15 protein-coding genes, 1 other RNA gene and 1 riboswitch are annotated in these 12634 nt (G+C 55.2%); of the genes, 11 read left to right on the top strand and 5 right to left on the bottom strand.

Annotated elements, in window-relative coordinates:
• Nucleotides 1-4: 4 nt before the first annotated feature.
• From ccoS to ACZ5RG_RS06670, 8 genes are all read left to right on the top strand, one after another.
• The gene (gene ccoS / locus ACZ5RG_RS06705; protein WP_019428923.1) at nt 5-142 is read left to right on the top strand and encodes a cbb3-type cytochrome oxidase assembly protein CcoS; all 138 of its coding nucleotides are present in this window, start codon (nt 5-7) and stop codon (nt 140-142) included.
• Between the two features lie 70 nt (nt 143-212).
• Nucleotides 213-1649, top strand: coding sequence for a cytochrome-c oxidase, cbb3-type subunit I (gene ccoN, locus ACZ5RG_RS06700; protein WP_298601655.1), 1437 nt, complete (start codon nt 213-215; stop codon nt 1647-1649).
• A 13-nt stretch (nt 1650-1662) separates the two neighbouring features.
• Complete coding sequence (ccoO, locus tag ACZ5RG_RS06695; protein WP_298601652.1) at nt 1663-2289, top strand: cytochrome-c oxidase, cbb3-type subunit II; 627 nt, start codon at nt 1663-1665, stop codon at nt 2287-2289.
• 12 nt (nt 2290-2301) lie between these two features.
• Nucleotides 2302-2442 carry a cbb3-type cytochrome oxidase subunit 3 gene (locus ACZ5RG_RS06690; protein WP_298601649.1) on the top strand — a complete coding sequence of 47 codons (141 nt, stop codon included), beginning with the start codon at nt 2302-2304 and terminating at the stop codon, nt 2440-2442.
• A 36-nt stretch (nt 2443-2478) separates the two neighbouring features.
• Nucleotides 2479-3396 (top strand): cytochrome-c oxidase, cbb3-type subunit III, encoded by a 918-nt coding sequence (ccoP, locus tag ACZ5RG_RS06685; protein WP_298601647.1) that lies wholly within the window; start codon nt 2479-2481, stop codon nt 3394-3396.
• A 73-nt stretch (nt 3397-3469) separates the two neighbouring features.
• Nucleotides 3470-4936, top strand: a complete 1467-nt coding sequence (ccoG, locus tag ACZ5RG_RS06680; RefSeq protein ID WP_464448093.1) for a cytochrome c oxidase accessory protein CcoG — start codon at nt 3470-3472, stop codon at nt 4934-4936.
• 21 nt (nt 4937-4957) lie between these two features.
• On the top strand, nt 4958-5233 hold the full coding sequence (locus ACZ5RG_RS06675) for a nitrogen fixation protein FixH (RefSeq protein WP_312260588.1): 276 nt from the start codon (nt 4958-4960) through the stop codon (nt 5231-5233).
• A gap of 20 nt (nt 5234-5253) precedes the next feature.
• On the top strand, nt 5254-5550 hold the full coding sequence (locus tag ACZ5RG_RS06670) for a hypothetical protein (RefSeq protein ID WP_464448092.1): 297 nt from the start codon (nt 5254-5256) through the stop codon (nt 5548-5550).
• Nucleotides 5551-5592: 42 nt separating this feature from the next.
• Here ACZ5RG_RS06670 and fnr read toward each other — a convergent pair whose 3' ends face one another.
• Nucleotides 5593-6315, bottom strand: a complete 723-nt coding sequence (gene fnr / locus ACZ5RG_RS06665) for a fumarate/nitrate reduction transcriptional regulator Fnr (RefSeq protein WP_298601639.1) — start codon at nt 6313-6315, stop codon at nt 5593-5595.
• 211 nt (nt 6316-6526) lie between these two features.
• Between fnr and hemN the strand changes: the two genes are divergently transcribed.
• Together hemN and ACZ5RG_RS06655 are read left to right on the top strand one after the other, a co-directional pair.
• Complete coding sequence (gene hemN / locus ACZ5RG_RS06660) at nt 6527-7909, top strand: oxygen-independent coproporphyrinogen III oxidase (protein ID WP_315235525.1); 1383 nt, start codon at nt 6527-6529, stop codon at nt 7907-7909.
• A gap of 82 nt (nt 7910-7991) precedes the next feature.
• Nucleotides 7992-8669, top strand: coding sequence for a sulfite exporter TauE/SafE family protein (locus tag ACZ5RG_RS06655; RefSeq protein WP_464448091.1), 678 nt, complete (start codon nt 7992-7994; stop codon nt 8667-8669).
• 65 nt (nt 8670-8734) lie between these two features.
• Here the strand turns inward: ACZ5RG_RS06655 and ACZ5RG_RS06650 are convergent, their stop codons facing one another.
• The 4 genes from ACZ5RG_RS06650 to ACZ5RG_RS06635 all read right to left on the bottom strand — a co-directional run bounded on the left by ACZ5RG_RS06650 (nt 8735) and on the right by ACZ5RG_RS06635 (nt 10355).
• Nucleotides 8735-9550 (bottom strand): sulfite exporter TauE/SafE family protein, encoded by an 816-nt coding sequence (locus ACZ5RG_RS06650; protein ID WP_298601633.1) that lies wholly within the window; start codon nt 9548-9550, stop codon nt 8735-8737.
• A gap of 29 nt (nt 9551-9579) precedes the next feature.
• Nucleotides 9580-9759, bottom strand: a non-coding RNA gene (gene ssrS, locus ACZ5RG_RS06645) — 6S RNA.
• 45 nt (nt 9760-9804) lie between these two features.
• Complete coding sequence (locus ACZ5RG_RS06640; RefSeq protein WP_464448090.1) at nt 9805-10131, bottom strand: cell division protein ZapA; 327 nt, start codon at nt 10129-10131, stop codon at nt 9805-9807.
• Nucleotides 10128-10355 (bottom strand): DUF904 domain-containing protein, encoded by a 228-nt coding sequence (locus tag ACZ5RG_RS06635; RefSeq protein ID WP_298601629.1) that lies wholly within the window; start codon nt 10353-10355, stop codon nt 10128-10130. Before ACZ5RG_RS06635 ends, ACZ5RG_RS06640 begins: the two co-directional genes overlap by 4 nt.
• Before the next feature lie 70 nt (nt 10356-10425).
• A riboswitch (cobalamin riboswitch) is annotated at nt 10426-10672 on the top strand.
• Nucleotides 10673-10740: 68 nt separating this feature from the next.
• Here ACZ5RG_RS06635 and ACZ5RG_RS06630 point away from each other — a divergent pair.
• Complete coding sequence (locus ACZ5RG_RS06630; protein ID WP_464448089.1) at nt 10741-12630, top strand: TonB-dependent receptor; 1890 nt, start codon at nt 10741-10743, stop codon at nt 12628-12630.
• Nucleotides 12631-12634 lie beyond the last annotated feature (4 nt).

Raw genomic sequence — 12634 nt, 5'->3', positions numbered from 1 at the left:
CACGATGGACATTCTTTATTTATTGATCCCTTTGTCGGTTGCTTTGGTGTTTTTCATCCTGGCGGGCCTCTGGTGGGCCATTCACAGAGGCCAATTTGAAGATATTGAGGCCGAAGGCGAGCGGATTTTGCGCAACGATTGATTTTGATCAAGTGTCTCAGGTGTACACCGGGTCAAACTCTTAAGCAGTTTTTAAAAAAGAAGAGGTGAAAATGAAATTTGCCAATATGCAGGCGACTTCGTACAACGACACCGTTGTGCGCCAGTTCGCCATCATGACGGTGGTTTGGGGTGTGGTGGGCATGCTGGTTGGCGTGATCATCGCGGCCCAGCTGGCCTGGCCCGAGCTGAATTTGGGCATTCCATGGCTCAGCTATGGCCGCTTGCGCCCCTTGCACACCAATGCGGTTATTTTTGCGTTTGGCGGTTGCGGCTTGTTTGCGTCGGCTTATTACGTCGTGCAGCGCACTTGCAACGTCCGTTTGTTCAGCGACAAGCTGGCGGCGTTCACCTTTTGGGGCTGGCAACTGGTCATCTTGGCTGCGGCCATTTCGCTGCCTTTGGGTTACACCCAAGGCAAGGAATACGCTGAGCTGGAGTGGCCCATTGACATTCTGATCACCTTGGTGTGGGTCAGTTTCGCCATCGTTTTCTTTGGCACCGTGGGCACGCGCAAGGTGCGACACATTTACGTGGCCAACTGGTTCTTTGGGGCGTTCATCATCGCGGTGGCCTTGCTGCACTTGGTCAACAGTGCCGCATTGCCCGTGGGCGCTTTCAAGTCGTATTCGGCCTATGCCGGTGTGCAAGACGCCATGGTGCAGTGGTGGTATGGCCACAACGCCGTGGGTTTCTTCCTGACCGCTGGCTTCCTGGGCATGATGTATTACTTCATTCCCAAGCAGGCAGAGCGTCCCGTGTATTCGTACCGCCTGTCGATCGTGCACTTCTGGGCCCTCATCTTCACTTACATGTGGGCCGGCCCTCACCACCTGCACTACACCGCTTTGCCTGACTGGACCCAGTCGATTGGCATGGTCTTCTCGCTGATTTTGTTGGCCCCCAGCTGGGGCGGCATGATCAACGGCATCATGACCCTGTCGGGCGCATGGCACAAACTGCGCGATGACCCGATCTTGCGTTTCCTGATCGTGTCCTTGTCGTTCTATGGCATGTCGACCTTCGAAGGTCCGATGATGTCCATCAAGACCGTCAATGCCTTGTCTCACTACACCGACTGGACGGTCGGCCACGTTCACTCCGGCGCTTTGGGCTGGGTGGGCTTGGTGACCATGGGCTCCATGTACTACCTGATTCCCCGTCTGTTCGGTCAGAAAAAGATGTACAGCGTCAAAGCCATTGAAGTCCACTTCTGGACAGCCACCATTGGCATCGTGATTTACATCGCCGCGATGTGGATTGCCGGTGTGATGCAGGGCCTGATGTGGCGCGCAGTCAACGCCGACGGCACCTTGACCTACACCTTTGTTGAGTCGGTGAAAGCCACTTACCCCTTCTATGTGCTGCGTCTGCTGGGTGGCTTGTTGTACCTGGGCGGCATGTGTGTGATGTTGTGGAACGTGTTCAAGACAGCGACCCAGGGTCGTTCTGTTGAAGTCCAGATTCCCAACCTGACAGCTCACGCCTGAGGAGAAATAGAAAATGGCTGAAAACCAAAAATCGGGCGGTCTCTCCCATGAAAAAATCGAGACCAACAACTTCCTGATGATCGTGCTGATTTTGATTGTGCTACTGGTCGGCGGCATGGTCGAAATCGTGCCTCTCTTTTTCCAGAAGTCCACAACCCAAGCTGTGGAAGGCCTCAAGCCCTACACAGCCTTGCAAGTGGCAGGTCGCGACATCTATGTGCGTGAAGGTTGCTACAACTGCCACTCGCAGATGATTCGGCCATTCCGCGCAGAGACATTGCGTTACGGTGCCTATTCGGTGGCTGGCGAATTTGTGTACGACCATCCCTTCCAGTGGGGCTCCAAGCGCACAGGCCCTGACTTGGCACGCGTGGGTGGCCGTTACAGCGATGAATGGCACCGCATTCACCTGAACAATCCGCGTGATGTCGTGCCTGAATCGAACATGCCCGCCTATTCATGGCTCGAAAAGAACCCTGTGAACGGTGCCAGCTTGCCCACTCACATGAAAGGCTTGCGCACTTTGGGCGCACCTTACAGCGACGAAGAGATTGCCAAAGCGTCTGAGGACGTCAAGGGCAAAACCGAAATGGATGCAGTCATCGCCTACCTGCAAGGCATGGGCATCCATCGCAAATAAACGGAGCAAATCATGGACATCAACATACTGCGTTCCATCGTGACCGTGATCACTTTTGCCATCTTCCTTGGCATCATCTGGTGGGCCATGTCGCGTCGCAACCAAGCCAACTTTGACGAAGCCGCACAGTTGCCGTTTCGCCAAGATGACTGAATTGTCCTCAGCACATAACAAATCAAAGGAATCGAAATGAGTGACTTCATCAGCAATTTCTGGCACTTGTACGTGGCCGGTATCACGCTGGTCAGCATCATCGCCTGTCTGATCCTGCTCTGGTTCAGCGGCAAAGCCAAAGCCATGACCGCCAACGACAACACCACGGGCCATGTATGGGATGGTGATCTGCGTGAAATGAACAACCCTTTGCCACGTTGGTGGGTGGGCTTGTTCATCATCACCATCGTGTTCGCCTTCCTGTACTTGGCCATGTATCCCGGGGTGGGCAACTTGGCAGGAAAGTTTGGCTGGACCTCAGCGGGTCAATACGACGCAGAGGTCGCCAAGGCCAATGCCGAAGTGGCACCCTTGTATGCCAAGTTTTCTGCCATGTCACCCGAGGATGTGGCCAAAGATCCTCAGGCTCAGGCCATTGGTGACCGCTTGTTCATGAACAACTGCGCACAGTGTCACGGCTCTGACGCACGCGGCAGCAAGGGTTTCCCCAGCCTTGCGGATGCTGACTGGTTGTACGGCGGCACGCCCGAGATCATCAAAGCCACCCTGGTTCAGGGGCGCAATGGCAACATGCCTCCGATGGCCGCAGCGGTGGGCACGCCAGACGACGTGCGCAACGTCGCGCACTATGTGCTCAGCCTGTCTGGCAGCCCACACGACTCTTTGCGAGCCTCTTTGGGCAAATCCAAGTTTGGTGCTTGCGCTGCTTGTCATGGCATGGACGGCAAAGGCAACCATGCACTGGGTGCACCCAACTTGACCGACGACATTTGGCTGCACGGCTGGGGTGAAAACGCCATCGTCAACATGGTGAACAACGGCAAAGTCAACCAGATGCCCGCACAGGCAGCCAAGTTGACCGAAGGCCAGATTCATGTCTTGGCGTCCTATGTCTGGGGCTTGTCTAACAAGACGGCTGCAGCCAACAAGTAAGGCATTCAAACCGTCTGCGTCATTGAATCAGGACACCCCTACCGGGTGTCTTGTGCATTTAAAGGTAAGTGTTTTGGACTCCAAAGAAAATCCTCCTCGCAAAGTCGTGCCCATCGTCCCTGTGAACGATGCGTCGAATGCTGGGGATGACGTACAGATGGTTTCTCTGTATGCCGCGACCCAAAAACTGTATCCACGCACCGTGCATGGCATTTTTGCCAAATGGCGCTGGATCACGGTGTTCTTGACGCAACTGGTTTTTTACGGTTTGCCATGGATCGAATGGGGTCAACGCCAGGCTGTGCTTTTTGATTTGGGTGCACGCCGTTTTTATATCTTTGGTTTGGTGCTTTACCCCCAAGACTTCATTTACCTGACGGCGATCCTTGTCATCGCTGCGTTCTCACTTTTTCTGTTCACGGCGGTGGCGGGTCGCTTGTGGTGTGGTTATGCCTGCCCACAAACGGTGTACAGCGAAATATTCATGTGGGTCGAACGCAAAATCGAAGGCGATCGGTCGGCCCGCATCAGGCTCGACGATGCGAGCATGTCAACGGAGAAACTGTTTAAGAAGTGGTACAAGCACATCGTCTGGTTGGCGATTGCCATGTGGACAGGTTTCACGTTTGTCGGTTACTTCACGCCCATCAAAGATTTAGGCATGGAATTTTTCCTGGGCAACATGAGCTCGTGGGAAGTTTTTTGGGTGTTTTTCTATGCCTTTGCCACCTACGGCAATGCCGGTTTCATGCGCGAGCAGGTGTGTAAATACATGTGTCCCTATGCGCGCTTTCAGAGCGCCATGTTCGACAAAGACACCCTGATCGTGACTTACGATGCCGAGCGCGGTGAGCCACGGGGTGCACGCTCGAAAAAGGCCGATCCAGCTTCTCTGGGCCTCGGCGCATGTGTCGACTGCAGTTTGTGCGTTCAGGTGTGTCCGACTGGCATCGACATTCGCAAGGGTTTGCAATACGAATGCATTGGCTGCGGCGCCTGTGCAGACGTGTGTGACACGGTGATGGACAAAGTGGGCTATCCACGCGGATTGGTCAAATACTCGACCGAAAACGCCATGCAGAACCACTGGACGGCAGAGCAAACTTGGCGTCATGTGTTCCGTCCTCGTGTTTTGATCTACATCGGCATTTTGGTGCTGGTGGTGGCGGCTTTGTTCACCAGTCTGGGCTTGCGCAAACCATTCAAAGTAGATGTGGTCCGCGACCGCGCTTCGTTGGCCCGAATTGTGGCCGGAGGAAAAATTGAAAACGTCTATCGACTGCAGATCATGAATGCGGCCGAAACGCCCTTGAACTTCCGCCTGACGGCGCAAGGCTTGCCCGATTTGTCACTGGTTACCGACAGTGATGTGCGTGTGGCACCGACCGAATCTCTTTGGGTCTCGGTCCGTTTGCAGTTGCCTTATGACGCAGCACCTTCTGGTTCGCACCCGATTGTGTTCACGATACAGTCGGTGAAAGAGGGCGGGCAGGTGCTGGCCGAATTGCAGGAAAAATCCGTTTTCCTGGTGCCTCGTTGATATTTTCACAAAGGTTTGAGCATGTCCAATCCCCGTGTTTCCAATTTGCCCAAGCAGCCTTGGTGGTCTTATGGCCACGTCTGGCTTGTGATTGCCGGTCCTTTGGTGGTGGTGGTCGCTTCATTCATCACCTTTTATCTGGCTGCGAATGGCCAAGACCCCGTGTTGAGCCAGTCCAGCGTTGATGTCAACGCCAATGCGGCGGATGCACGAACCACACTCGCACCCGCAATGCAAGCCAGAAACCATGCGGCCACGGGCACATTGCCCTCGACCGATTCAAAAAACAAACCCTGAACGGGTTGCAGGAGACCGACATGTGGGCAAAACGAATGATGTGGATTGCATGGCCAGCATTCCTGGTGGCGGGTCTCCTCGAGGTGCTGGTGTTCGCACTGGTCGACCCGCAGGATTTGCAATGGTTTGGGCACTCGTTGTCCTTGTCTCGTCAAGGCGTTTACACCTTGGCTTTTTTCGCCTTCTGGGCCTTGACCATGGTGTCGAGCGGACTGACCACGCTGTTGGCCATGTCTCCCTTTGAGGTCAATCGCTGTCCTGTGCCTGGAGACCAACGGCCGAGCGACTGCTCTCGTCAAGGCGGAAAAGGCTGCTGAAAAGGCTGAATTGCGCCAGGCATTCAAGCCTGGCGCAGGGCTTTATTGGCAATGGTGGTTGCTGTTCACCAAGCGTTGCAAGCCATCCGTGTCCAAGATGCGCACATGCCGTTGCTTGACCTCGACGGTGCCGTCTTCGACAAATTTGGAAAATGTTCGGCTCACTGTCTCAAGTTTGAGCCCCAGGTAACTGCCGATTTCTTCGCGGGTCATGCGCAAGACCAGTTCTGATTGCGAAAACCCCCGTGCGTGCAAGCGTTGCACCAGGTTCAGTAAAAAGGCGGCCAAGCGCTCTTCGGCCCGCATGCTGCCCAAAAGCAGCATCACACCATGCTCACGCACAATCTCTCGGCTCATGATTTTGTGCACATGGCTTTGAAGTGCTGTTACTTCACGTGAGATCTCTTCAATGCGGTCAAAGGGCATGACGCAGACTTCGGCGTCTTCCAGAGCAACGGCGTCGCAGCTGTGTTGGTCGTTCACGATGCCGTCCAGACCGATGATCTCGCCCGCCATCTGAAAGCCCGTGACCTGGTCGCGTCCGTCTTCGGTGGCCAGACAGGTTTTGAAAAAACCGGTTCGAATGGCGTACAGCGAGGTGAACTTTTCACCGTTGGTGAACAAGGTGGCTCCACGTTTGATTTTCCGACGGACAGCCACCAGATCGTCCAGGCGGTTCAAGTCGTGGTCGCTCAGACCCATGGGCATGCACAACTCGCGCAAGTTGCAATTGGAGCAGGCGACGTTGATGAGTTGGGGATTCATGGTTTATCTCATGGTGCGGAAATGGATTTGCCTTGGATCAAGCTGTTAGCTTAAACCTAAAAAACAATCAAATTTGAGGGTCTACCCGGTTCAGGCCAAAAATCACCAATAACCAGTAGTCAGTTGACTTGAGTCAATACTTCGGGTGATGCAAACGGGCAAAGTCGACGCCTTGTTTTGAACACGATCGAACTTAATAAGGGGCAGACACATGTCCGTCATCACGCCTGAATTGCTGACACGTTTTGATGTGCCTGGCCCACGCTACACATCGTACCCAACGGCAGACCGTTTTGTAGAAGCCTTTGCTGAGGCTGACTACGTGCAAGCATTGGCTCAGCGCCAATCTGGCGTGGTCGGCAAGCAAACGCCCTTGTCTTTGTATGTGCACATCCCGTTTTGCGAGTCGCTTTGCTACTACTGTGCTTGCAACAAAATCATCACCAAACACAAAGAGCGGTCTGCTGATTATTTGCGCTACCTGAGCAAAGAGATTGAGTTGCACACCCGGCATTTGGGGCGGGGGCAGTCGGTCAGCCAGTTGCATCTGGGCGGCGGCACACCCACATTTATGAGCGATGACGAATTGCGTCAACTCATGAGTATGCTGCGCCAGCATTTTGAATTCGTGCCGGGCGGGGAGTACTCGGTCGAAGTCGACCCGCGCACCGTCGATGAAGGCCGATTGGCCGTTTTGGCAGAGCTGGGATTCAACCGCCTGAGCTTTGGCGTGCAGGACTTTGACCCTGCTGTTCAAAAAGCGGTTCACCGCATCCAGCCAGCCGATCAAGTCTTTCAGTTGGTCGATGCCGCCCGCCGCCTCGGCTTTGAGTCGATCAATGTCGATCTGATTTATGGTTTGCCGCTGCAAACGCCTGAGTCCTTTGACCGCACCTTGGCACAGATCAACAGCCTGCGCCCGGACCGCATCGCCCTTTACGCCTATGCGCATTTGCCCGAACGCTTCAAGCCCCAACGTCGCATTCATGCCCAAGAACTGCCCTCGGGCGGTGACAAGGTGGCGATGCTGTCGCGTTCGTTGGATGCATTGACCGATGCGGGTTATGTGTACATCGGCATGGACCACTTTGCCTTGCCGCAGGATGCTTTGGCGGTGGCAAAGCGACAAGGTCGTTTGCACCGCAATTTTCAAGGCTACAGCACACAGGCCGACTGCGACCTGATCGCTCTGGGCGTTTCATCGATTGGCCGCGTGGGCGCAAGCTACAGCCAGAACGCCAAGACCATGGAAGAGTATTGCGACCTGCTGGATCAGGGGCACTTTCCGGTGGTGCGTGGCTTGACTTTGACCCGCGATGACCTGATCCGTCGTTCGGTCATCATGGCGTTGATGTGCCAGGGACATTTGGAGTTCGAGGCCATCAATCTGGCTTGGCTCATTGACTTCCAAACTTTGTTTTCCAAAGAACTGGCCCAGCTGGAATCCATGCAAAGCCAAGGCCTGGTGCAGTTGAGTAATACCGGCATTCAGGTCACACCGATGGGTTGGTTTTTTGTACGAGGTGTGGCCATGGTGTTTGACCGTTATCTGCAAGCCGACCGCAACCACACCCGCTTTTCTAAAATCATCTGAGTGATTGCGTTGAACGGGTGTCCGACCACCTTGAGTGCTGCTTCGCAGACAATGCGGTCATCGAGCAACAAGTGGACCTTCTATGCAAAGTTCTTTGGCCATGACGGCCTTGATGATGGGCGTGTTGGGCGGCCCCCATTGCGTGGCGATGTGTGGCGCAGCCTGTGCGGGCCTTGGCCAGGCAGCGGGTGAGCGGCGCAACCAGGCTTTGTGGGCCTTTCAAATCGGCCGCTTGGCCGGGTATTCGTTGCTGGGCGCAGTGGCTGCGGCCAGTGTGCAGGCGTTGGGGTGGCTAACCACGCAGTCGGCCGCCATTCGACCGGTGTGGACTTTGCTGCATTTGGCGGCTTTGGCGCTCGGCTTGTTGCTCATGCTTCAGGCCAGACAACCTGTGTGGCTCGACGACGTGGCACGCCGACTGTGGGCTCGTGTCCGAGCCTTCAACACCCGATGGGGGCGCGCTGCGCCCTGGATGGTGGGCGGTTTGTGGGCCTTGATGCCCTGTGGCCTGCTGTATTCGGCCGTGATGGTTGCTGCATTGACCAGTCAGCCGTTAGAGGGAGCGGCCACCATGGCCTTGTTCGCGCTGGGCAGCAGCCTCAGTCTGTGGGCCGGGCCATGGTTGTTTTTGCGCATGCAATCCTTGGGCGATGGGGCATGGGGCATGCGCGTGGCGGGCTTGGCCTTGGCTGCCGCGTCGGCATGGGCCTTGTGGATGGGCCTCGTGCACGATCAAGCGCCTTGGTGCGTGACACCCTGATCTGATGCCTTACGCTCTTAAGGCGATTCGGGCGTTAGCGACACACCTTCCCATTTTTGGGGATATCAGGCGGACAAACCCTTGTAGAGCATGTAAGCGGCCAGCACGTACAACACGCTGGCAAACACGCGCTTGAGTTGTTTCACGGGCAGTTTGTGGGCTGTGGCCGCACCCAGAGGGGCCATGAGCACGCTGCAAACGGCAATCACCACCAACGCAGGCAGCCACAGGTAACCAAAGCTGTAATCGGGCAGATTTTGGACGTTCTGGCCACTCACGATGTACCCCATCACATTGGCCAACGCAATTGGAAAACCCAAGGCCGCACTGGTGGCCACGGCGTTGTGAATGGCCACGTTGCACCAGGTCATGAAAGGCACGCTGATGAAACCGCCACCAGCACCCACCAGGCCAGACAGCAGACCGATCAGACCGCCTGCGCCCAGCAAACCGCTGAAACCCGGCACTTGGCGCGTTGGCGCGGGCTTTTTATCCAGAAACATCTGCGTGGCCGAAAAGCCCACAAACAGTGCAAAAAACAAGGCCAGGTAAGTGCCCTTGGCAAACGCAAAAATACCCAAGCTGCCGATCAAGCTGCCGATCACGATGCCCGGGGCCAATCCTTTGACCAGGTCCCAGCGCACGGCCTTTTTCTTGTGGTGAGCCCGCACACTCGACACCGAGGTAAAGATGATCGTGGCCATAGAGGTGGCAATCGCCATCTTGACCGCCAGATCAGGCCCAACGCCACGCGCACCCAGCAAATAAGTCAGGAACGGCACCATGATCATGCCGCCGCCAATGCCTAAAAGCCCTGCCAAAAAACCGGTGCAAAGGCCAAGAACAGCCAATTCGGCCAACAGCAGAGGTTCGATGATCATGGTATCGGGGGGGGGGGTAATGGAAGTAGAAGGTGTCTGCGAGTGCCACCGGACCGGCATCCTGAACCGGGGTTCAGGTGGGCGAGGGCAGACTGGCGTTGGGTTCATCTGACGCGAGATGATCACGCTCACCAGCCAATGTACCAAGCCCGGGCTCTAAGAGCATTGGTTCAAGGAAATATAAAGCCCGGCATGCACCGCAGACAGCGCGATTGTAGGTCTTAATTTAAACCCGCAAGCAGACCAAGCCTGTCTTAAATCAACTGCCCATCTTGTTCCAGAACCTGATCGAGTCGTTTGAGCAACTGGCTTAAGCGGTGCTGGGATTCTTGAGGAATATCAGATACAGCTGCAGTGGCAAGCGTTGTGCTGGGCGCTGCCTCTGGCGACTCAAACGCCAGGTTCAAGGCGGCCAGAACAGCAATCCTGTCGCGCGCCTTGATCTTGCCCGCATCGCGAATTTTGCACATGGCCACGTCCACTTTGCTGACCGCTGAAAGCAAGCGTTCTTCGCCTCCTTCAGGGCAACCCAAAATGTAGCTTTGGCCCATGATCTGGACATCTAATTGTTTGTTGCTCATGCTGAAGCCTCAGGAGATGCAGGGGCAGATGTGGGCAAGCGCTCGATCAAGGCATCCACGCGGGCTCGGGCTGCAGCCAAACGGGACTTGAGCTGGTCGCGCTCCAAGGTGAGTATTTGGACTTGCTGAGCCAGCAAAGCGTTGGTGCGTTGAAGCTCTTCGTGGCGCAGCAACAAATGATCCACACGCTCGGCAATTTGATCAATGGTGTCGGAATGGGCCATGGCAGACAAAGAAAAGTGGTCTCACATTGTAGTGGCTGGGGCCGTTTGTAGGCTGGCCGACAGGTTCCAACTTAAAATAGCCGCTGTTGGTGCTCGCGATGCCAGTTCACGGCGCGCAGTTCAACGGGAAGCAGGAGGGAAAAGCCACCACGGCCCACCTAACCTGCGCTGCCCCCGCAACGGTAAGCAGACGGGTTTTCAGTCAAACGAAAACCCAGCTTTCATCTCAAACCACTGGTCGCCCTGAAACAGGCCGCCGGGAAGGTGATGAAGGTCGCTCTGTCAGCCCGGATACCGGCCAACAAGGTGACCTGTCGCAAGACTGGTTTTAAAGCCCATGCACTGTCGGGGAAGGCGGTGAGGGCGTTTTACTTGTTAGTTTTTTATGATTTTTTCAACTCCTTTTGCCCGGGTGGGCGTTGCTTTGGCCTGTGCGGTTTTAACTTGCGCACAAGCTGAGACCCTTGTACCTGATGTGGTGGTTACCTCTACACGTTTTGCCCAAGATCTAACCCCATTGCCTCAGGGTGTGAGTGTGGTGACTGCCGATCAAATTCGCAGTTCCGGGGCCGCCACCGTGAACCAGGTCTTGATGACTGTTTTGGGTGTGGCTGGACGCCAAGATTTCTACGGCGGGGGTGACTACAACTTGGACTTGCGTGGCTTTGGTACAACTGCCGACAGCAACCAAGTGGTGATTTTGGATGGTATTCGCCTCAACGAGGGTGACTTGGGAGGCACGCGTTTGGCAGGCATCCCAATTGAGGATGTGGTGCGGATTGAAGTTCTGCGTGGCAACGGAACGGTGCTTTATGGTGAGGGTGCAACGGGTGGGGTGATTGCCATCACCACGAAGGCGGGACAGGGCCGAGCCCGTGAAAATCAAATTTCGGCATATGGTTCAGTCGGTTCAATGCGCTCGAGTGAGCTCAGAACCAACGCCACATTGGCATCTGAAGGCTTCACTTTGGACCTCAATGGCCAAAGCAAAAGCAGCCACAACCACCGCGACAACTTTCGCTCGCAATTTGATGGCGGCGGAGTGACCGCTCAATGGTCGGGCGAAACGACTCGTATGGGGATTCGTCATTCTCGCGATGCTTTGAGCACAGGCTTGCCAGGTTCTTTGAGCGCGGCGCAATACGTTCAAAACCCACGGCAAGCCTCAACAAGCACAGACCACGCTCAAATTAAAAATAATTTGAATGGTTTGTTTTTGACAACGGATTTGGCGGGCTGGTCTATCTCCCTTGATGCGGGTTGGCGCGAGAAAACCCTCAATAGCACCAACTATGTCTACGACGTCGATGCGCAACAAATGTCGGTACGTGCGCAAAAGAGCTTTGATGTAGGCACGATCAAAAACACGCTTTCTTTGGGCCAAGACCATGGCGAGTGGACTCGAACGGCTTATGGCAGTCAAGCAAGCCAAAAATCCAAAGCGCTCTACCTGAAGAATGACTTGTCTCCTTGGCAAGGTACTCGGGTGTCTGCTGGCTTGCGCACTGAAAAAATGGACAAGCTTTCTGGCTCAACTGCCTTACAAAAAACCCAAAACGCATGGGACCTCGGTGTCAGTCAGCGCCTAAATACCCAATGGACCGGTTGGGCGCGCGCAGGCAACAGTTTCCGCTTGGCCAATGTGGATGAATTTTCATACACCAACCCCAATGTGGCCATTCGTCCTCAGACCTCTGAAGACCTGGAGGCAGGTATTCGCTGGGCAGATGGCTCAACTCGCTCAGAGCTGCGGGCTTACCGAAGTGCCTTAACGGACGAAATTGGCTTCGATCCAGCGGCCAGGGGCGGTAGCGGAGCGAACATCAATTTAGCCCCAACATTGCGACAGGGTTTGGAGTGGGATGGCGATGTACGACTCAATACCCAATGGGCTTTCGGCGCTCATCTGGCCGTCAGACAATCGGTTTTCCGTTCAGGCGCATATTCAGGCAAGGATGTGCCTTTGGCGCCGCGTCACACCTTGGCGCTTCGAACAGAATGGACACCTGCGCAAAAACACCGTGTTTTTGCCAACATAAACGTCGTTGGTGTGCAGCATCCAGACTTTGCCAACCAATGCAAAATGTCCAGTTACACCACCTTGGATGCACGTTATGCCTACCAAGCAAAGCATGTCGAATATTCATTGGGAGCCAAGAATCTGCTGAACCACCGCTTTTACACTCAGGCATATGGGTGCAGCGGTGGTCAAACAACGAGTATCTACCCAGAAGCTGGACGAGTCGTGAATTTGGCCGTTCGTTTGCATTATTAACACC

Source organism: Limnohabitans sp. TEGF005, from assembly GCF_055394835.1.
The sequence above is the reverse complement of the archived record's forward strand: the minus strand, read 5'-3'. Positions and strand labels throughout refer to the sequence as shown.